This is a genomic window from Nonomuraea pusilla (assembly GCF_900109355.1).
In the GTDB taxonomy this organism is placed as follows: domain Bacteria; phylum Actinomycetota; class Actinomycetes; order Streptosporangiales; family Streptosporangiaceae; genus Nonomuraea; species Nonomuraea pusilla.
This window is the reverse complement of record NZ_FOBF01000020.1, coordinates 21,959-40,346: the sequence shown is the minus strand read 5'-3', so window position 1 is coordinate 40,346 and position 18,388 is coordinate 21,959. Positions and strand designations below refer to the sequence as shown.

Annotated in this window: 19 protein-coding genes; 10 read left to right on the top strand and 9 right to left on the bottom strand. The window is 73.1% G+C overall.

Annotation, left to right across the window (positions count from 1 at the left end; genetic code table 11):
- Positions 1–6 precede the first annotated feature (6 nt).
- Positions 7–909, top strand: coding sequence for a DUF1349 domain-containing protein (locus BMX74_RS32370; protein WP_143078839.1), 903 nt, complete (start codon positions 7–9; stop codon positions 907–909).
- Here BMX74_RS32370 and BMX74_RS32365 read toward each other — a convergent pair.
- Positions 881–1,402, bottom strand: coding sequence for a gamma carbonic anhydrase family protein (locus tag BMX74_RS32365; protein WP_055509090.1), 522 nt, complete (start codon positions 1,400–1,402; stop codon positions 881–883). The genes BMX74_RS32370 and BMX74_RS32365 overlap by 29 nt on opposite strands.
- A gap of 155 nt (positions 1,403–1,557) precedes the next feature.
- Between BMX74_RS32365 and BMX74_RS43390 the strand changes: the two genes are divergently transcribed.
- Positions 1,558–3,726, top strand: a complete 2,169-nt coding sequence (locus tag BMX74_RS43390) for a DivIVA domain-containing protein (RefSeq protein ID WP_143078838.1) — start codon at positions 1,558–1,560, stop codon at positions 3,724–3,726.
- 692 nt (positions 3,727–4,418) lie between these two features.
- Here BMX74_RS43390 and BMX74_RS32345 read toward each other — a convergent pair.
- From BMX74_RS32345 to BMX74_RS32335, 3 genes are all read right to left on the bottom strand, one after another.
- On the bottom strand, positions 4,419–4,658 hold the full coding sequence (locus BMX74_RS32345; RefSeq protein WP_055509099.1) for a hypothetical protein: 240 nt from the start codon (positions 4,656–4,658) through the stop codon (positions 4,419–4,421).
- A gap of 118 nt (positions 4,659–4,776) precedes the next feature.
- The gene (locus tag BMX74_RS32340; protein WP_091104399.1) at positions 4,777–5,529 is read right to left on the bottom strand and encodes a GntR family transcriptional regulator; all 753 of its coding nucleotides are present in this window, start codon (positions 5,527–5,529) and stop codon (positions 4,777–4,779) included.
- 152 nt (positions 5,530–5,681) lie between these two features.
- The gene (locus BMX74_RS32335; RefSeq protein WP_055509103.1) at positions 5,682–6,224 is read right to left on the bottom strand and encodes a VanZ family protein; all 543 of its coding nucleotides are present in this window, start codon (positions 6,222–6,224) and stop codon (positions 5,682–5,684) included.
- A 186-nt stretch (positions 6,225–6,410) separates the two neighbouring features.
- Here BMX74_RS32335 and BMX74_RS32330 point away from each other — a divergent pair, with 186 nt between their 5' ends.
- The 4 genes from BMX74_RS32330 (at position 6,411) to BMX74_RS32315 (ending at position 10,779) form a co-directional block, all read left to right on the top strand.
- Complete coding sequence (locus BMX74_RS32330; protein ID WP_256257396.1) at positions 6,411–7,337, top strand: 2-keto-4-pentenoate hydratase; 927 nt, start codon at positions 6,411–6,413, stop codon at positions 7,335–7,337.
- A gap of 105 nt (positions 7,338–7,442) precedes the next feature.
- Positions 7,443–8,639 carry a kynureninase gene (gene kynU, locus BMX74_RS32325; RefSeq protein ID WP_055509105.1) on the top strand — a complete coding sequence of 399 codons (1,197 nt, stop codon included), beginning with the start codon at positions 7,443–7,445 and terminating at the stop codon, positions 8,637–8,639.
- 157 nt (positions 8,640–8,796) lie between these two features.
- Positions 8,797–9,993 (top strand): serine hydrolase domain-containing protein, encoded by a 1,197-nt coding sequence (locus tag BMX74_RS32320; RefSeq protein WP_091104396.1) that lies wholly within the window; start codon positions 8,797–8,799, stop codon positions 9,991–9,993.
- 180 nt (positions 9,994–10,173) lie between these two features.
- The gene (locus BMX74_RS32315) at positions 10,174–10,779 is read left to right on the top strand and encodes a LysE family translocator (protein ID WP_055509110.1); all 606 of its coding nucleotides are present in this window, start codon (positions 10,174–10,176) and stop codon (positions 10,777–10,779) included.
- Here the strand turns inward: BMX74_RS32315 and BMX74_RS32310 are convergent.
- Both BMX74_RS32310 and BMX74_RS32305 read right to left on the bottom strand, forming a co-directional pair.
- Positions 10,759–11,133 (bottom strand): MmcQ/YjbR family DNA-binding protein, encoded by a 375-nt coding sequence (locus tag BMX74_RS32310; RefSeq protein WP_091104394.1) that lies wholly within the window; start codon positions 11,131–11,133, stop codon positions 10,759–10,761. The two genes, BMX74_RS32315 and BMX74_RS32310, sit on opposite strands and share 21 nt — an antisense overlap.
- A gap of 10 nt (positions 11,134–11,143) precedes the next feature.
- Complete coding sequence (locus BMX74_RS32305) at positions 11,144–12,187, bottom strand: DUF2293 domain-containing protein (protein ID WP_055509113.1); 1,044 nt, start codon at positions 12,185–12,187, stop codon at positions 11,144–11,146.
- Positions 12,188–12,334: 147 nt separating this feature from the next.
- Between BMX74_RS32305 and BMX74_RS32300 the strand changes: the two genes are divergently transcribed.
- Entirely contained in the window at positions 12,335–13,141 is an 807-nt protein-coding gene (locus tag BMX74_RS32300) for an FKBP-type peptidyl-prolyl cis-trans isomerase (RefSeq protein ID WP_143078837.1), read from the top strand.
- A 117-nt stretch (positions 13,142–13,258) separates the two neighbouring features.
- On the opposite strand, the gene mads6 is transcribed toward BMX74_RS32300, so the two are convergent.
- Positions 13,259–14,608, bottom strand: coding sequence for a methylation-associated defense system protein kinase MAD6 (gene mads6, locus BMX74_RS32295; RefSeq protein ID WP_055509117.1), 1,350 nt, complete (start codon positions 14,606–14,608; stop codon positions 13,259–13,261).
- A gap of 61 nt (positions 14,609–14,669) precedes the next feature.
- On the opposite strand from mads6, the gene BMX74_RS32290 reads away from it, so the two are divergent.
- Both BMX74_RS32290 and BMX74_RS32285 read left to right on the top strand, forming a co-directional pair.
- Positions 14,670–15,287 (top strand): type 1 glutamine amidotransferase family protein, encoded by a 618-nt coding sequence (locus BMX74_RS32290; protein ID WP_055509120.1) that lies wholly within the window; start codon positions 14,670–14,672, stop codon positions 15,285–15,287.
- Complete coding sequence (locus BMX74_RS32285; RefSeq protein WP_091104390.1) at positions 15,284–15,730, top strand: MarR family winged helix-turn-helix transcriptional regulator; 447 nt, start codon at positions 15,284–15,286, stop codon at positions 15,728–15,730. Before BMX74_RS32290 ends, BMX74_RS32285 begins: the two co-directional genes overlap by 4 nt.
- 207 nt (positions 15,731–15,937) lie before the next feature.
- On the opposite strand, the gene BMX74_RS32280 is transcribed toward BMX74_RS32285, so the two are convergent.
- Positions 15,938–16,513, bottom strand: coding sequence for an O-methyltransferase (locus BMX74_RS32280; protein WP_091104389.1), 576 nt, complete (start codon positions 16,511–16,513; stop codon positions 15,938–15,940).
- A gap of 487 nt (positions 16,514–17,000) precedes the next feature.
- Between BMX74_RS32280 and BMX74_RS32275 the strand changes: the two genes are divergently transcribed.
- On the top strand, positions 17,001–17,249 hold the full coding sequence (locus BMX74_RS32275) for a hypothetical protein (RefSeq protein ID WP_055509125.1): 249 nt from the start codon (positions 17,001–17,003) through the stop codon (positions 17,247–17,249).
- 439 nt (positions 17,250–17,688) lie between these two features.
- Here BMX74_RS32275 and BMX74_RS43385 read toward each other — a convergent pair whose 3' ends face one another.
- Positions 17,689–18,192 carry a C40 family peptidase gene (locus BMX74_RS43385; protein ID WP_143078836.1) on the bottom strand — a complete coding sequence of 168 codons (504 nt, stop codon included), beginning with the start codon at positions 18,190–18,192 and terminating at the stop codon, positions 17,689–17,691.
- Between the last annotated feature and the right edge of the window lie 196 nt (positions 18,193–18,388).

The following is an 18,388-nucleotide window of genomic DNA, read 5'->3' as shown; positions in this document are numbered from 1 at the left end:
TCCGCTATGAGGGCGAAGATGGCAGGGGTCCTGGCGGTCACGGGCATGCTCGCGGCATGCGGGACGGCGACCCAGGCACAGCCGTCGCCCACCGGAGCCGGCGTGCTCACGATGCAGAACGCCAAACCCCCCACGCCAGGAGGCGAGGTCGGCTCCGCCTCCAGCGAGTTCGCCGACGCGTCGGAACTGTCCGTCTGGTCCAAGCTCAGCGACACCGAGAAGGACGTCGACAGGATCGCCAAGCTCGACGTGAACAAGACCGCGAAGGGCGCGCTGTACCTGGAGCCCAGGACGTCCGCCTGGTTCGACGGCTTCCGCGGCCCCTTCGTCTACCAGGAACTCGCCGGCGACATCGTCATGCACGCCAGGATCAAGGTCGAGGGGAAGAAGGGCGGCAAGCCGAGGCGCAAGTTCTCCCTCGGCGGGCTCATGGCGCGCGTGCCCAACTCGTACGCGCAGCCGACCTGGCTCTCCGTCACCACCGGCACCGCCGACCAGCCCGGCCAGCTCGAGGTCAAGTACACCGAGAACGGCAGCTCCAAACCGCAGGAGATCACCGTCAAGAGCGGCTGGGTGGAGGTCGTCCTCGCCAGGGTCGGCCGCGTCGCCGCCGCCCTGTACAAGGAGGACGGCGGCGCGTGGAAGGTCGGACGGCGCTGGCCCGCGCAGCTTCCCGAGGTGCTGCAGTGGGGCCTGACCGCCTACACCGACTGGGACAGCTTCAACACCCTGAAGAAGGACGCCGCCAAGGCCAACGCCAAGCTGATCAAGGGCACGCCCGACCTGAAGATGACCGTGGACTTCGTCCGCTTCCTGCGGCCCGAACTGCCCGACTACGCCGACCCGCTCAACACGGCGTCGGTGTCGGACGAGGTGCTGATCAAACTGCTGACGCCTGCCGGTGCCTGACCGCCTTGGCCATGTAGTTGTCCGGCGTGCGGGCGAACGACGCCCGGTCGTCGTCGGTCAGCTCGCGCACGACCCGGCCCGGCACGCCCGCGACCAGCACCCCCGCCGGGATCCTCTTGCCCGGCCCGACCAGCGCCCCTGCCGCCACCAGCGTGCCCGCGCCCACCCGCGCGCCGCCCAGGACGATCGCGCCGATGCCGATCAGCGCCCCGCGCTCCACGTACGCGCCGTGGACCATCGCCTTGTGGCCCAGGCTGACGCGGTCCTCCAGCACCGCGGGCTGTCCGGGGTCGGCGTGGAGGCAGCACAGATCCTGTACGTTGCACTCCTCGCCGATCTCGATCCGCTCGTCGTCCCCCCGGAGAACGGAGCCGTACCAGATGCTGGACGCCCGGCCCACCCGTACCCGCCCGACCACGACGGCACCCGGCGCGACGTACGCTTCAGGGTGGATGTCCGGAACTGCCCCGTTGTCCAAAGCTGCTATGTACATCCGTCACATCGTAATTCCCGGGTGGAGTGACCCGGGTGTGGCGTTCCGGTTGCGGACGTGGGCAGATGGCAGGAAAGTCGTTTCCTGACGTGACGTCGTCAGACCCTCACAACTCGCAGTTATCCCCCGCCTCACGCAAACCCTAGGTAACCCCCATGACAAACCAGCACGAGAGCTTTCCCGATCTGATGCAAGAGGACACCTTCGAGGTCGTGATGCGCGGCTACAACCGCCGCCAGGTCCACGACTACATGATCCGTACCCGGAACCAGATCCGAGACCTGGAAGAGCGGCTGGCGCGGGCGATCGATCAGGCCGAGCAGGGCCGCATCGAGCTGGCGGAGGCCAGGCGGCGCATGGTCGAGACGCCGCAGAGCTACGACGACCTCAGCCCCAGGCTCGCGCAGATCCTCAAACTGGGCGAGGAGGAGGCCGCGGCCAAGCGGGAGGAGGCCGACAAGGAGGCCACCCACCTGCGCGAGACCGCCAAGGCGGAGTCCGACAGGCTGCTGACGTCGTCGCGCGAGACGGCCGACAAGATCCTCACCTCGGCGCAGGCGGAGGCGGAGCGGCGCGTCAACGAGGCGACGCAGGCGGCCGAGCGCATGCTCGCCCAGGCCGGCGACGACGCGGAGGAGCAGCGCGCCACCGCGCGCGCCGAGGCCGAACGCCTCGTCAGCGACGCCAAGGCCGAGGCCGAACGGACCGTGGAGACGGCGAAGGCGCAGGCCGAGCAGTTGGTGACGGCCGCGCGCGCCGAGGCGGAGTCCATGGTCACGACAGCGCGGCAGCGCAGCGCGGCGATCGACGAGCACGCGGGACGGCGCGTCGAGTACCTCGGCAACACGCACACCGAGGTCGTGAGGCGGCTGAACGAGATCAACTCGGTGCTGGGCGACCTCATGCGGGCGGAGTCGCTGGCCGGGCCGCTGGTGCCGGACGCGCTGATGCCGCCGTCGGCGCCCGCGGAGATCGCGGCCGGGCCGTCGGGCAAGGCGCAGGCCGCGGGATCCCCGACCGGGCCGGCGACGGGAGGCAAGCAGGCGGCGGGCCAGCCCACGGAAGGCAAGCAGGCGGAAGGCAAGCAGGCGGCGGGCCAGCCCGCGGAAGGCAAGCAGGCGGCGGGCCAGCCCGCGGAAGGCAAGCCCACGGAAGGCAAGCCCACGGAAGGCAAGCCCGCCACGCCACCGGCCGCCGCTGCGCCGGCCGCCGGGCCTGCGTCCGGCGGCACCGGGGCCGGTGGTCCCAGCGGTGGGCCTGGCGCCGGTGGCCGTGCGGCGAGTGGTTCGGCGGCCGGTGGGCCTGAAGCTGCTCGTTCTCGGGCGGGCGGCTCGACGGTCGGTGGCCCTGAAGCCGGTGGTCCTGGGGCGGCTCGTTCAGCGGTCGGCGGCCATGGGTCGGATGGTCCTGGGGCTGCTGGCTCCAGCGGTGTGGCCGGCACCGGTGGCCGTTCGGTGGTCGGTGGTTCCAGCGGTGGGCCTGGCGCCGGTGGCCCTGGGGCGGGCGGTTCGGCAGGCGGCGGCTCTGTAGCCGGTGGGCCCGGGGCGGGCGGTTCGGCAGGCGGCGGCTCTGTAGCCGGTGGGCCCGGGGCGGGCGGCCGCGGCGGTGCGGCTTCCGGCGGTGTCGCCGCCGGTGGCGCCGCTGCGGGCGACGGCGCCGGTGCCGGTGCCGGGCGTCCTGGTCCTGGTGCTGGTGCCGGTGGTCCGGGTGCCGGTGGTCCGGGTGGCGGCGGTGCCGCTGCTGGTGGTCCGGCCGCTGCCTCCGTGAGCGGTGGCGCGGCGGGCAGGGGGTTCGGCGGGAGCACGGCAGGCGAGGGACCGTCCCCCGTGCGGCCGGGAGCCGAGCCCGGTGCCGGCCGCACCCCGTCAGGAACGCCCACCCGCCCCTCTGGCGAGGCGCCCGCCGCGTCAGGAACGCCCACCCGCCCCTCAGGCGAGGCGCCCGCCGCGCCTGGCCGCCCTTCGGTCGACAGGGCTGCTGCGCCTGGCCGGTCCTCCGGCGATGTGGCGGCGCGGCTCTCGGGGGAGGCGTCCGGACGTCCCTCCGGTGACGTGGCCGCCCGCCTGTCCGGTGAGGCGGCGGGCCGGGACGGTGCGCGTCCGGGTGCCGCCCAGGCCGCCGCCGACAGGGGCGCCGCAGGCAGGAGCGCCGCTCAGCCGGGGCGTCCCGGTGAGCCTGCCCAGGGGGTGCGCGGCGAGCGCGGTCGTGAGCCGTCGGCCGAGGACGACGTGCGCATCATCGTCTCCGACGCCAGGTCCGCGCGCGACGCCGCCGACGACACCGAGGTGACGATCGTCCGCCTCCCGAACGCCAAGAAGGACTGATCCCGCAGGCGAAACGCCACGAGCGACCAGCCCTCCACGAAGCCCCCGCCACCGGCGGGGGCTTCGTCATTCCAGGGCACGACCCGAGACATCCAGCCCGCCCTGCCGAAGGCCGCTCGAAGGGGGTGAGCCCGCCATTTCAGGAGGCGGCCCGAGGTGTCCGGCCCGTCATTTCAGGGGGCGGCCCGAGGTGTCCGGCCCGTCATGCCAGGGGGCGGCCCCAGGTGTCCAGCCCGTCATGCCAGAGGCCGCTCGAAGGGGTGAGCCGGCTGTTTCAAGGGGTGTTCGAGGGGGGTGGGGGCCGCACTTCCAGGGAGTGTCCGAGGGGGTGGTCGCCCATTTCATGGGGCCGTCCAGGGGTGGGTCTGACGTTGCGGAGGGCGGCCCGGGGGGTCGGGTGGTGGGAGCGGAAGCCCCCGCCCCCGATTGGGTCGGGGGCTTCCGCGCTCGTGGCCCCCGTGTGGTGGCCCGGTGCCGGGGCCGCCGAGACGCTGGACCCGGCACCGGGCTGCTCGTGCGCGCCGGCCGTGCCGACCGGCCGCGTGCCGTGCCGGCCGTGCCGACCGGCTGCGTTCGTACCGGCCGGACGGCTCCGTGCCGTGCCGGACGGCTGCGTGCCGTGCCGGACGGCTGCGTGCCGTGCCGGACGGCTGCGTGCCGTGCCGGACGGCTGCGTGCCGTGCCGGTCGGCGCTACGGAGGGGCGGGGCCGGGGTCCCACGTGTGCCCGGCGGCCCACCTCTCCTGATCCCGGAGCTGGTCGCGCAGGCCGTCCGGGTCGTCGGCGTCGATGGTCATCGCGCATCCCCTGTCGCGCTGCTCCGCGTTCAGCGGATGGTGTCTCGTGGCCCACCAGCGGCCCGCGTCGCTCCGCCAGATGGTCCAGTGCGGGAAGTCTCGGGCGATGTCGGCGAGATGTCGGTCAAGGGACATCTGTCCTCCCCTTCCCGGCCCTGACGCGAGGTCCCATCTCCTTAGAAGGTGCGCCACATCTCTAGAGAAATCAATGAGCGGGATGGACAGGGCAATATCGCTTGACAACCGGCTCGTCTCACGCGTCGAAGTCGTACTGGAGGACGTACGCCGCCGAGTCCAGCACCATCTCGTTCACCTCGATGGGCCTCCCGGCGGCGGTGTACGCCGTGCGCTCGATCACGATCACCGGTGTGCCGCCGGGCAGGTCGAGCAGCTCGCACTCCCGGGGCGCCGGCATGCGGGCCCGCACCTCCTCGGTGAAGTGCACGGGTGACAGGCCAAGGTCGCTCAGCCTCGCGTACACGCCGCCCGGGCCGGTGTCCACGAGGGTGATGGCGCTGCCGTCCACGAGGTGGGCGGGGAAGTACGAGGTGGCGAGCTGCACCGGCCTGGTGTCGACCGAGTAGCGCCGCCTGCGCACCCACACCTCACGGCTCTCCAGGATGCCTGCCACCTCCTCGGAGGCCCGTTCCCGCGTCACCTCCACCTCGTCGACGCTGAAAGGGCGGCCATGGGTGTCGGCGTCCCAGATGGAGCGGCCCTGGCCCCACTGCTCGCGGGCCAGGCGGCGCGAGCCGTGCCTGCGGATGGGCTTGAACAGGCGTACGTACACGCCCGAGCCGCGCCTGGGCACCGCCAGTCCTTCGTTGATCAGTACGGCGAGCGCCTGCCTGGCGGTGGCTCGTGCGATGCCGTACTCGGCCATCAGGGCGTTCTCGCCCGGCAACCGGTCCCCGTCGCGCAGTTCGCCGGACAGGATCCGGGCGCGGAGGCGGTCGGCGATGCGACGGTAGATGGGGGACTCGTGGGGTACCGGGGATTCAGACACGTTGTGATCACCCTCTGTTACCAACCGGGTTTGGCGTCTCCAGAGAACTTGCCCCGTCTTGTCCACGATCGCACAGATACTAAGGATGGTTACGAGCTTCTTTTGAGCTGATCGTGCCCATGTGGTGAAAGTCCCGGGGTTTTGACGGACCGTTACCGTGGTACCGTCTCGGCCGCTATCCGGGGGGCCCACCAGCGCCGAGTAACCAGCGCGGCGATCACCGCGCCCGCGGTGTTGATGAGGACGTCGTCCACCGAGGAGAATCGGCCCAGCCGCAAGACGTGTTGGAGCACCTCCACGAGCACCGACCCGGCGGCGGCCACCGCGGCCACGCGGGCGGTGGAGGCGAAGCGGTGCGTACGCACGGGAAGCAGGGCGCCGAGCGGGGCGAACACCAGCAGGTTGCCCCCGACCTGCACCAACACCGACTCCCACGGGGCCGCGAGCACGTCGGCGAGGTCGCGGAACGGCACCAGGTTCACCCCTTCCCCGCCGCTCGACGGGGTGAGGATCATCCAGATCCAGGGGGCGGTGCCGACCACGACGCCGACGTCGGCGAGGGCCGTGCGCAGCGGCGCGGGGTGGCGGGCGCGGGCACGGCGGCGCGCGAGCAGCGTGATCGCGAGCGCGGCCAGCGGAAGGGCCAGGCAGCCAGCGATGATGACATTTCCCCATAGCTCCCAGGTCCGCGCCACCGGACCATGATGGCGGCGGGGCGGGGGTACCGGAAGGTGTCCCGGAGGACAGGCCGGGGACGCCTGCCTCCCAGGGCCCTGGCCCGGGAGGCAGGAAGGCGGTTTCGCAGGAAGAGGATGGCTCGGAGGGCTTTCAGGAAGCATGTGGTGATCTGTTCGCATGGGCGGACGCGCTCTATACCGGGAGTGAGGGGCGCCGGACCGCTCGGCTTCCTGCTCGGCCCGCCGCTCCTGACCTCTCGACCCACGACGATCACCATCAGACTGGAGCAGCCGATGCATGACGAATGGTCGCAGGCCGTGGACGCCCGCTCCCACGCCGCCGACCGGCTGACCGAGGCCGCGCGTTCCGGCAAGCCGTGCGAGCCGGTCAGGGACCTGATCCGTTCGGTCGCCGACGCGTACGCGGTGCAGGCGGTGAACAACCGGCGGGCGATGGAGGAGGGCCGGCGCCCGGTCGGCTGGAAGATCGGCCTGACGAACCCGCAGGCGCAGCGCCACTTCGGCATCGACCATCCGGACCGCGGGCTGCTCTTCGCCGACATGGCGTTCCTCGACGGGCTGCCCGCGCTCGCGGAGCGGTTCCTGCAGCCGAGAGCGGAGCCGGAGATCGCGCTGGTGCTCGGCGCCGACCTGGTGGGCGGCCCGTTCACGGCGGTGGACGTGATCAGGGCGGTGGACTTCGCGCTGCCCGCGATCGAGATCGCCGACTCCCGGGTGGCCGACTGGGACATCACCGCCGTGGACACGATCGCCGACAACGCCTCGGCGGGCGCGTTCGTGCTGGGCAACGTGCCGGTGCCGCTCGCGGGGCTCGACCTGCGGGCGGCCCGGGTGCTCATGACGAGGAACGGCGCGGAGGTCTCGGCGGGGACGGGCGCGGCGTGCCTGGGCGGGCCGGTGAACGCGGCGGTGTGGCTGGCGAACGCGCTGGGGCGCACCGAGCGGCCGCTGCGGGCGGGCGAGGTCGTCCTGACGGGGGCGCTGGGGCCGGTCGTGCCGGTGGAGCCCGGTGACGTGTTCGAGGCCGTCGTGGAGGGGCTGGGCTCGGTGCGGGCGGCGTTCGCTGCGTCGCCGGACGCGGGGGCGCCCCCGGCCTCGGAGCACGGCTGAGCCGGCGGGCCGGTCGGCGGGGCTTGCCGGGGACGGCTTCCGAGCATGGCCGGGCCGGTGCGTGACGCGTAGGGTGAGAGCCGAATCGGGCAAAGGAGTGCACAGGTGTTGGACCGGAACCATTGTCTCGCTCTCGACGCCGCCGATCCGCTGCGCGCGTTCCGCGAGGAGTTCGTCCTGCCCGAGGGGGTCGTCTACCTCGTCGGGAACTCGCTCGGCGCGCTGCCGCGCGGGACGTCGGAGCGGGTGCGCCGCACCGTCGAGGACGAGTGGGGCGGCCGGCTCGTCGGCGGCTGGAACCAGGCCGGATGGTACGAGATGCCGCTGCGCCTCGGTGACCGGCTGGCGCCGCTGATCGGCGCGGGCCCCGGGCAGGTGGTGGTGGGCAACACGACGTCCATCGCGATCTTCCAGGCCCTGGCCGCGGCGCTGCGGCTGCGGCAGGACCGCCGAGTGATCGTCTCCGACGCCTCGAACTTCCCCACCGACCACTACGTGGCGCAGGGCCTGGCCCGGCTGCTCGGCGGCTACGAGGTGCGCGACGTGTCCGAGGGCCGCTTCGACGACGCCGCCGTGGTGCTGCTGTCGGAGGTGGACTACCGCACCGGCGCCCGCAGGGACGTGCCCGCGGTGACCGCCGCCGTCCAGGCCGCGGGCGCGCTGATGATCTGGGACCTGTGCCACAGCGTGGGCGCCCTGCAGGTGGACGTCTCGCAGGCGGACCTCGCCGTCGGGTGCACGTACAAGTACCTCAACGCGGGGCCCGGCGCGCCCGCCTTCCTGTACGTCAACCCGCGCCACCACGACACGGCGGAGAACGTCCTGTCGGGCTGGCACGGGCACGCGGAGCCGTTCGCGTTCGAGGCGGGCTACCGCCCGGCGGAGGGCATCAGGAGGTTCGCGGTGAGCACCCCGCACATCGTGTCGTTCGCGGCGCTCGACGCGGCGCTGGACGTGTGGGAGCGCGTGCCGATGGACCAGGTGCGGGCCAAGAGCAAGGCGCTGACGTCGCTCTTCGTGGACCTCGTGGGCGACGCGCTGGAGCTGGTCTCGCCGGCTGACGCCGAGGAGCGCGGCAGCCAGGTCAGCTTCCGCCACCCGGACGGCTACCCGGTGATGCGGGCGCTCATCGACCGGGGCGTCCACGGCGACTTCCGCGCGCCGGACGTCCTGCGTTTCGGCTTCGCGCCGCTCTACATCCGCTACGCCGACGTGTACGACGCCGCGGCCACCCTCAGGGAGGTGCTGGACAAGGAGCTGTGGCGCGACGAGCGCTACGCGCAGCGCCTCGCCGTCACCTGACCCGCGGCGGCGTCGTCCCTGAGGTCGCCGGAGCGGGGGAGCGGGTCGCTCGCGCGAGTGAGGCGGAAGATCGGCTGTGTCGGCGATCCGGCGGGCCGGTCCCGAGCGACAGGATGGGCGGCGTTCGAGGAAACGCCGCCCCCTTCGGAGACCAGCCATGAAGCACGCCAAGTTCACCGTCGCCGCCGCCGTCCTCGCCCTGGCCGCCCTGGCTCCGGCCGCGCCCGCCCTGGCCGCCCCCGCGTACCACGCCCACGGCGCCCTGGCGCGGAACGGGCAGCTGCCGCCGGTGAATCCGGCCGCGCTGGAGAAGGCCGTCGCCGGCCTGCCCGCCACCGACGCCACCGTCGCCGAGGTCAGGGTGGGCGGCTCGGCCGGTTCGTGGCGGGGCGTGGCGGGCGTGACCGACGTCCGCACCGGCAGGCCCGCCCGCGCGGGCGCCAGGTTCCGCGTGGGCAGCGTGACCAAGATCTTCACGACGGCCGTGGTGCTCCAGCTCGTCGCCGAGGGCAGGCTGTCGCTCGACGGCACCGTCCAGGAGTACCTGCCGGGCCTGCTGCCCGCGTCGTACCCGACGATCAGGGTGGGGCAGTTGCTCAACCACACGAGCGGCCTGCCGTCGCCGCACCTGACCGACGACTTCGCCGACGTGTACGCCACCCGCTTCAGGACCTACACCCCGCGGGAGTACGTGGCGAGGGCCGTGGAGAACCCGGTCGAGTTCGAGCCCGGCACCCGGCAGCACTATCTCAACACCAACACCTTCGTCGCCGGGTTGCTGATCGAGAAGGTGACGGGCCGTTCGTTCGAGCGGGAGGTCACCGGCAGGATCCTGCGCCCGCTGGGGATGCGCGACAGCTACCTGCCGGGTGAGACGGTCCGGATCAGGGGCCGCCACAACCGGGCCTACCAGGTGGTGCCGGAGGGCTTCCCCGACGCGTTCAGGTACCGGGACGTGCACCTGGTGGACATGACCGACATGAGCGTCACCTCCACGTGGGCCTCGGGCGACCTCGTCTCGACCACGGCGGACCTGGAGAGGTTCGTCGTCGCGCTCTTCTCCGGAAAGGTGGTGCCGGCTCCGCAGCTTGAGCTCATGTTCACGGTGCCGGACGTGCCGACGTTCGGCACGGGCGAGCCCGCGACGTACACGTCGGGCATGTCGCGAGCGGTGCTGCCGGGCGGGCTGGCGGTGTACGGCAAGACCGGCGCCAGGTACGGCAGCGCGGCCGGGGTGGGCGCGACGCGCGACCTCGGCCGCACCCTCGTCTACGCGATCGGCTCGACGGACGCCAAGGCGCAGGGGCAGAACGAGCGCGTGATGGCCCTCTCCCTGGCCGCCTTCGCCGGCTGACGCACGAGGGATGAGACCGGCCGGGGAGGATCAACCACCCCGGCCGGTTTTGTCCTGGATACTCCCTTGTATCATCGTCCGTGCCCACAAGGCACTGATCAATGGACGCCCGCGTGACCGTGCGGCCTGCGCACGAGCGGGCGCGCGGAAGCGCGCCCTCAGCTCCGGGAGACCCCCGCCATGCTGCTGACCTTCACGGTCACCACCCTCATCATGATCATGATCCCGGGCCCTGACGCGGCCCTCATCATGCGCAGCGCCCTCGCCCACGGCCGCCTCGCCGGACTGCTCACCATGCTCGGCGGCCTGGCCGGCCTGACCGTGCACGCGACGGCCGCCGCGTTCGGACTGTCGGCGCTGCTCGTCGCCTCCCCCGCCGCGTTCACCGTGGTGCGCGTGCTCGGCGTCTGCTACCTGCTCTGGCTGGGCGCCCAGGCGCTGCTGCCGAACCGCGCCGGAGCCCGGCCGCGGGAACGCGAGCGGCCCTCGGGGACGCCGCTCGCCCACGTCCGCAGGGGCCTGCTGTCGAACCTGCTCAACCCCAAGGTGCTGCTGCTCTTCGTGACGTGGCTGCCGCAGTTCCTGCCCGCGCACGGCGACGCGCTCGGCCGCGCCCTGCTGCTGTCGGGCATCACGGCCGGCCTGTACGCCGTCTGGTTCAGCCTCTACAACGTCCTCATCGACAAGGTGGGGGCGCTGCTGCGCAGGCCCCGCGTACGGGCCGGGATCGAACGGGCCACCGGCGTGCTCCTGGTCGGGTTCGCGCTACGCCTGGCCGTCCAGTAGCCTCACCGCCCGCTTCGGGGCGACCGCGCGGTAGCTCTCCTCCACCCAGTCGAGCAGCACCTCGGTCTCGGGCAGGTCGGCCGTGAACGGCACCGTCACCCAGCCCGCCCGGCCGAGGCCGTACCCGCTCGGCGCGGCGCCCTCGACGGTCAGCGCGTGCCCGTGGGCCTCCGACAGCAGCTTCACCGTGAAGCCCGGGGTCCACTTCCCGGCCGGATCGTCCACGCCGAGGAAGACGAACACCTTCTTGTTCACCTTGACGACGGTCTCGCCCCACGGGTGGTCCTCGTACGACTCGGGCAGCCCCAGCGCGAACGCCAGGACCCGCTCCCGTACACGCTGCCATTCGCTCATGTGTTTGACATTAGCGGCCGAGCCTGAACTCCGTCAGCTTCCGCTCGATACGCTCCCTGATCATGTCGCGCGCCTGCATCCTCGGCACCCCGGACATGAGCAGGCGGTCGTAGTCGGTGTCGAGGTGCCGGATCGAGGCGACGACGGCCAGGGTGATCGCGTTCTCGTCGAGGGCCTTGGCCGCCGCCGTCCTGCCGACCCTGCCGCTGCCGCGCTGGGCCGCGTGCCCGGCGATGGCGGCCGCCCGCTCCGGCGGGCAGCCGGGGAAGAGCCTGGCGATCTCCGCGGCCATGCGGGCGCGGAACTCGTCGTCCTGCTCGTCCCTGCGCACCCGGTCGCGCTCGCGGCGGCGCTGCCGCGCCTCCTCGTCGGCCAGGCAGCGCTCCTCGGCGGCGGCCAGCGCCGCCTCCTCCACCAGCACGCCTTGCCGCTGGTAGACCTTGCGCCGCCGGTTGTAGCGCACGACGACCGCCGCGAGGCCGCTCTCCTGCTTGGCGCGGCGGCTGAGCGCCGCGTCGCCCGACGGCAGGAACACCAGGTGGTCCATGTCGGAGCAGGTGAGGCAGTGCGGCCGGTCGTCCTCCATGATCAGGTACGGCCCGGTGTCGCCGCAGGACGCGCACGTCCACGGGTCGAGCGGCGCCACCACGACCAGGTCGGGGGCCTTCGCCTGCCGCTCGGCGAGCCTGCGGGCCGCTGCCTCGCCCAGGTCGGGCGACAGCCAGTGGACGCGGAACGGCTCCTGCGGGTGCCGCGCCGTGAAACGCAGCTCGCGGCGGTCGCGAGTGCCCGCGACGTACGGCGTCTCGACCGGCTTCAGCCCCTTGGCCAGCGCCCAGTCACGCAGCAGCCCCGCCGTGGCGAGCAGGCGGTCCTCGTCGACGGCCGCCAGCTCGGCCAGCGTGGCCGCCCGGCCCTGCCGCCAGGTGTCGACGTGCCGCGTGTGCAGCCAGCGCAGGCCCGTCACCACGTCGATGAACGTGACGTACTTGCGGGTGGTCAGCGCGATCTCGGCGGTCTCGGCGACCCTGCGGGCCAGGTTGGGCTTGCTCACCGACCCATTCTCCCGGCCCCGCCGGCCGGTGGAGAGCTTTGTCGTGAGATGGCCGCGGCGGCGGCATCGCTTTTGCCGATCCGGGCAACGACCCCCTCGGGTACCCGCCGGGAGCCAGCGGGGAGGCAGCGTGACCGGGGAGGCGTCGTGCGGTTGATCTGGCCCGCCCTGCTCGTGCTCGCCGCCTCGTGCGGCGTGGCGGACGACGGCGCCATGCCCGTCGTGACCGGCGCGTTCGGCAGCAAGCCCGTCGTCACCATCCCGAAGGCCGCGCCGGCCCGCGTGCCGCGCGTCACCGTGCTGTCGGAGGGCGCCGGGCGGCGGACCGCCCCCGGCGACGTCGTGCTCGCCGACGTGGACATCCGCCGCTGGTCCGACGGCCGGTCCTACCTGAGCACGTACGACGCCCACCAGCCCGCCAGCGTCGTCCTCGACGGCCGCCTCGTCGCCGAGACCTGGCGCGACTCTCTCATCGGGCGCCCGGCCGGCAGCCGGGTCATGCTGGTGGGGCCCGCCGCGAAGGCGCTGGGCCCCGAGCCGCGGCCGGACGGCGTCTCGCCCTCCGACACGCTCGTCGTCGTCTTCGACGTCCTGGGCGGCTACCCGCCCGACGCCCGCCTGGTCGGAAGGACGCTCCCGGCCCCGCCCGCCGACCTGGCTCCCGCCGACCCGCCGCGCGTCCTCATCGACGGCTCGGGGCCGCCGGTCGCCGCCGGGTCGAAGGTGGTCGTCCAGTACGCGGCCACGAGCTGGCCGGACCGCAGAGCCCTCGACTCGTCCTACCGCAGGGGCGGGCCGGCGGCGTACACGCTGCGGCCCGGCGCCGTGCCCGACGCCTGGCTGGACGCGCTCGTGGGGCAGCACGTCGGCGCCCGCGTGGCCGTGCCCGACCGGACCAGCCAGGCGGTGTACGTGATCGACGTCCTCGACGCCCTCGCTCAGGAGCAGGCCTGAGGCGGTGTTCAGGTGGAGGCCTGAGGCGGTGTTCAGGCGCGGGCTCACGGTGCGGGGCGTTCAGGCGCGGGCTCACGGTGCCGGGCGTTCAGGCGCGGGCTTGAGGCGGGGCGGCGCTCACGGGCGGGGCACCAGGTGGCGGAACAGCCGCCGCAGCCTGGACCCCTGCGCGGCGGACTCCTGCGGCACCCCGCGTAAGCCCTCCAGCGCCTGAGCCGCCGTCGGCCGCCTGCCGGGCACCGGGTCGAGCATCGCGCGTACCACGTCGGGGACGTCCGCGTCCGCCCCGGCGGACGGTTCGCCGGTGAGGAGCTGGCAGGCGATCACGCCCGCCGCGTACACGTCGGAGGCGGCCGTCATCCGCTCGGGACGGTTCTGGCACTCGGGCGCCACGTAGTGGCCGTCGAGCACGTTGCCCAGCTCGTGGACGACCGTGTAGTTGCGCGGCCCCGGCTTGGCGTAGTCGAACCCCGTCAGCACGGCGTGGCCGTCGTCGGTGACGAGCACGCAGGCCGGGGTGAGCGCCCGGTGGATGACGCCGTTGGCGTGCGCGTGCGCCAGGCCGGCCAGGAGATCCTGGATCACGCCCATACCCGCGCGCCCGCCCATGCTGAGCTGCAGCGCCTCGCCGTGCACGTCGTCCAGCACCAGGACGAAGCGGCTCTCGTCGTCGATGGCGAAGAAGTCGCGCGAGCGCACGACCCGGGGATGCGGCGGGATGCGCGCCAGCGACTGGTAGGCGTTGGCGATGCGCTGGCGCTCGGCCGCCCTGGTGGCCTGGTCGGCGAGCGGGTCGGCCTGGTAGACCCGCAGCAGCACGGTCTCGCTGCCCGGCAGCGTCGCGTTGAACGCGCGGTATTCGGTGACCCTGCTGTCGCCGCCGAGCTGCTCCTCGACCTCCCAGTTGCCGAACCGGGGCGGCGAGGTGCTGCGGCGCACGGTCTGGTTGAGCGCGTCGAGTATCGCCGTCAGGTACGGACGCGCGTCGGTGCTGCACCCGCGCCTGACCCGCGACACGTCGCCGAGCGTGGCCACCAGGCGGGGCAGGTCGGTGACGTACGGGGCGTCGCGCCCGACGGGGTCGACGAGTTCGGCGTCGGGGGAGCTGAGCACGACCAGGCTGTCGACGTAGACCCGTTCGAGCTGGGTGGCCCTGGACACCAGCTGGCCCTTGAGCGCCTTGGCGACGCCCCGCAGCTTGGCCACCGGCGACCCGAACGCCTCCCTGCGCGGCGGGAACCAGCGGGTGCCCGAGACCTCGATGCGCCCGCGGGTGCCCTTGACGTCGACGACCACCAGCGAGTGGCCGGTGAGCACGAGCAGGTCGATCTCGAACAGGTCGTGCCCGCGCGGCACCTCGACGTTGTGCAGCAGCAGCCAGTCGGCGGGTGCGTGGTCCCGCAGGTAGGCGATCACGCGACGCTCGGCGTCGTTGACCGGAGGTCCCCCGCCGACGATCTGTGCCATGACGTCTATCCTCGCACGGGAATCGGTTGACAATATGCTGTCGTAATGACAGCGTGTTGTCATGAAGGGAATCGTCCACCACGCCGTCTACGACACGCTCGCCGACTGGGAGACCGGGCACGCCACCGCCCACCTGCGCAGCGAACGCTTCCACCGCGAGCCCGGGGCGTACGAGATCGTCACCGTCGGCCCCACCCTTGACCCCGTCGTCACCATGGGCGGCCTGCGCGTCACCCCCGACCTCGCGCTCGACCGGCTCACCCCAGAGGGCAGCAAGCTGCTGATCCTCCCCGGCGCCGACCTGTGGGACGCCGGCGACGACCTCGCGCCGTTCGCGCGCAAGGCACGGGAGTTCCTCGACGCGGGCGTCCCCGTCGCCGCCATCTGCGGCGCCACCGCCGGGCTCGCCCGCGAAGGGCTGCTCGACGAGCGCGAGCACACCAGCGCCGCGCTGCCGTACCTGGAGATGCAGAAGGGCTACGGCGGCGCCGCCCGCTACCTCGACCGCGACGCCGTGCTCTCCGGCGACCTCGTCACCGCCGGCCCCACCGAGCCCGCCGCGTTCGCCCGCGAGATCCTCCGCCGCCTCGACGTCTACCGTCCCGAGGTGCTGGACGCCTGGTTCCGGCTGTTCGGCAGGAGCGACGCCTCGGCCTTCGAGGTGTTGATGCGCGCGTGAACGAGCCGGCCGAGTTGCTCTCCGCGGCCGCGCTGCGGGCGTTCCGGCTGAACGGGCAGTTCCTGGAGGTGGCCGAGGGGCTGGCCAGGCCGTCCGGGCTGACGGCCGCGTGGTGGCAGGTGCTCGGGGCCGTCCTGCACGAGCCGCTGCCGGTGGCCGGCATCGCACGGGCCATGGGCATGACCAGACAGGGCGTGCAGCGCATCGCCGACCTGCTCGTGGAGAAGGGCCTGGCCGAGTACCGGCCCAACCCCGCGCACCGCCGCGCCAAGCTGCTCCAGCCGACCCTGGCAGGCCGGGAGGCGGTGGCCGCGATCGCGCCCGCGCACCGCGCGCTCGCCCAGCGGCTCGCCGAGGAACTCGGGATGGACGCCTTCCGCGACTGCCTCGCCGCCCTCACCCGCCTGTCCACCGCCCTGGACCGCCTCCCCCCGCCCCCCTGACCTCCGTCGGCGGCCGGGCAGCGGGGGTCGGCGTCCCAGAAGCAGGCGGTGGGGAGGACGACGCTCCCGCTGACGTGGCGAGGTCGGGGCGGGCAGCGACGGGACGGGCGCGCCTGCTCAGGTAGGGGGACGGCGCGGAGCGGTGCCGTGCCCCCTGGCAGGGGCAGGGACGCGTGGTGGGATGGGTGTTCGCGGCGCCTGGCCTGGTCAGGGTCGGGCGGTGGCGAGGACCACGCCGGAGCCGTGGGACAGTTCCACCGCCACGAGGCGTTCGTGGGTCAGCAGGGTGCGGCGTACGGCCTCCTGACGGGCGGTGAAGCCCGCGTCCCACGTCTCGCCGGGCGCGGGCACCATGTCGTCCACGAGCAGCACGCCCCGGGGGTTGAGCGCCGCGATCGTCAGGTCGAGCCCCACCTGCTTGCCGCCCTGCGCGTCCGCGAAGATCAGGTCGAACGTCCCCAGCTCCGGCAGCAGCTCCACGGCGTCGCCGGTGCGGAACGCGACGAAGCCCGGCCAGTCGCCTCCCGCGGTGAGCGCCGCCGACGCGGGGTCGCGCTCGACGGTGGTCACCGTCACGTCGGTACGCGGCAACAGCCCGCTCGCCAGCCAGGCCGTCCCGACGCCGGCGCCGGTGCCGAGCTCCAGGATCCGTCCCCCTTCCGGCACGGCCGCGGCCAGGGCGGCGAGCAGCCGCCCGACAGCCGGTTCGGACGAACGACGGAAACCGGCCGCGGCGGCCCGCTCCTCGGCGACGCTGACGAGATACGGCGTTCCAGGTGTCATGCCTGAGGTGTACCGCCCCGGCGACGCCCGCTCAACGGCCGGTTCTTCGGAGGAGGGGGCGGCGGAGCTCACGTAGGGCGGGTGCCTCTGCCCATCCTTATGAGCGTCGGATGCTTTTGATGGGCTAAATGGTGTGTTTCTCGGAATTGGGGGCTCCGTCCCCGGCGGCGGGCGACGGCGTAGGGGGATTACCAAGCCAAGGGTGATCCAGGCTTAAAGCTCCGGGCACGAACGGCATATCCTGCTCGCCCCAAGTCAAAAACAATCCCTTTCCAGGGGCGCCGGAGCCCGCGTATATGGCCTGCCGCAGGCGACGAGCCGCAAAAATCGAGTGCCAAGAAATCGAGGCGGCTCCTTGACCTTCTTTAGAGGTTTTTGAGTTGCGATTTTCGCGCCCTGCCGCGATGGTTATTGACGGCACCTCAAAGCCCTGCACAACGACTAAGGCGCTGGCATTTTCCGCGCCTATCCATGGAGGAAATCAATCATGATCCGTCGCATTCTGGCCGGTGCTGCCGTCGCGGGCATCGCCCTTGGTCTGTCCGCTCAGGTCGCTTCCGCCGATGTCGGCCCGAACCCCTACAACAGCGGCACGAACATCGCCGGTCAGACGAGCCTGCTCGACGACCTCACCGCGGCCAACAACCTCGCCAACAACTCGCTCCAGGGCTTCGACCTGCTGAGCCTGGCCCACGTCGAGGACGTCACCGCCAACCTGCTCAACAACAACGGCTGACGCCGCCCGCCGCGCGCGGGGGAGGACCCGCGGTCCCCGCGATGAGGCGGGACGGCCGCCACCAAGGTCCGCCCGGTCCGCGCGCCCGACGGGAACGTGGCAGCCGCGTCGTGGTGACTCGCGAGGCCACGACATCTGCCACGGCACATGCTCGGTGTGCACCGAGTTCTTCACAGCCGCGCGGTCCGGGGTCGATTCAGGAGGGCGACCCGGGGCCGCGCGGCCGTTTTCCCGCTACCCACGCGGTCACGTCACCCGTGGCGCGGCCCACGCGGTCACGTCAGCCTGACGCCGCCGGCGTCGTCGCATCAGTTGCGAGGCCGCGCACGCGGTCACATCACCCCTGGTGCCGCCCGTGCCGTCACGTCAGTTGTGACGCCGGAGGTGGCGGGCTGGGGCCGGTGCTTCCCCTGCGCCTCCCCGGTCCCGCCGCCCGACTTCACGTCTGCTCGGGGCGTCCGGGTGCCGGGCGGACGACTCCGCGGAAGTGCGGCCTGTCCAGCGGGTCCAGCCGCACGTTCGCGCCCGTGTACGGCGCGTCGACGATCCGGGCGGCGTCCACCGCCAGGCCGACGTGCTCGGGCCCGGGACGCGCCGGGTCGCTGTCGTAGAAGACCAGGTCCCCCGGCTCCACCAGCTCCTTCGGGACGCGGATGCCCGAGCGCCACTGCTCGCGCGTCGTCGATCCGATCATCACCCCGGCCCGCGCCCACGCGTACTCGGTGAGACCGGAGCAGTCGAAGCCCCACGTACGCGCGCCGCTGCCGGCGCCGTACCCCGGCCCGTCCACGCCGCCTCCGCCCCACGAGTAGGGCAGGCCGACCATCTCCAGCGCGGCCCGCAGCGCGATGATCCCGGCGGCCGAGCGCGCCCCGGCGACGCCCCGCGGGGCGGCGGCCGTTCCTGCGCCCGGCAACTCGCTGACCGCTCCGGCGCCCGGCACGGCGGCGACGGCGCTACCGCCCGGAGGGGCGGCCAGGGGCCGTACGCGCGGAGGGGCGGGCAGGGGCCGTATGCCCAGAGAAGCGGGCAGGGGCCGTACATCCAGAGGGGCGGAAAAGCGCCGTGGGGTCGGCCTGGTGGAAATGGGGCTGACGCCGGGCGGGGTGGAAACGGCACCGAAGGGCGGCGCTCCGCTC

Excerpts from the sequence above, each read along its gene's own strand:
- BMX74_RS32370 (WP_143078839.1), top strand. The coding sequence starts at position 7 with ATGAGGGCGAAGATGGCAGGGGTCCTGGCGGTCACGGGCATGCTCGCG.
- BMX74_RS32365 (WP_055509090.1), bottom strand. The coding sequence starts at position 1,402 with ATGTACATAGCAGCTTTGGACAACGGGGCAGTTCCGGACATCCACCCT.
- BMX74_RS43390 (WP_143078838.1), top strand. The coding sequence starts at position 1,558 with ATGACAAACCAGCACGAGAGCTTTCCCGATCTGATGCAAGAGGACACC.
- BMX74_RS32345 (WP_055509099.1), bottom strand. The coding sequence starts at position 4,658 with ATGTCCCTTGACCGACATCTCGCCGACATCGCCCGAGACTTCCCGCAC.
- BMX74_RS32320 (WP_091104396.1), top strand. The coding sequence starts at position 8,797 with ATGAAGCACGCCAAGTTCACCGTCGCCGCCGCCGTCCTCGCCCTGGCC.
- BMX74_RS32315 (WP_055509110.1), top strand. The coding sequence starts at position 10,174 with ATGCTGCTGACCTTCACGGTCACCACCCTCATCATGATCATGATCCCG.
- BMX74_RS32310 (WP_091104394.1), bottom strand. The coding sequence starts at position 11,133 with ATGAGCGAATGGCAGCGTGTACGGGAGCGGGTCCTGGCGTTCGCGCTG.
- mads6 (WP_055509117.1), bottom strand. The coding sequence starts at position 14,608 with ATGGCACAGATCGTCGGCGGGGGACCTCCGGTCAACGACGCCGAGCGT.
- BMX74_RS32290 (WP_055509120.1), top strand. The coding sequence starts at position 14,670 with ATGAAGGGAATCGTCCACCACGCCGTCTACGACACGCTCGCCGACTGG.
- BMX74_RS32280 (WP_091104389.1), bottom strand. The coding sequence starts at position 16,513 with ATGACACCTGGAACGCCGTATCTCGTCAGCGTCGCCGAGGAGCGGGCC.
- BMX74_RS32275 (WP_055509125.1), top strand. The coding sequence starts at position 17,001 with ATGATCCGTCGCATTCTGGCCGGTGCTGCCGTCGCGGGCATCGCCCTT.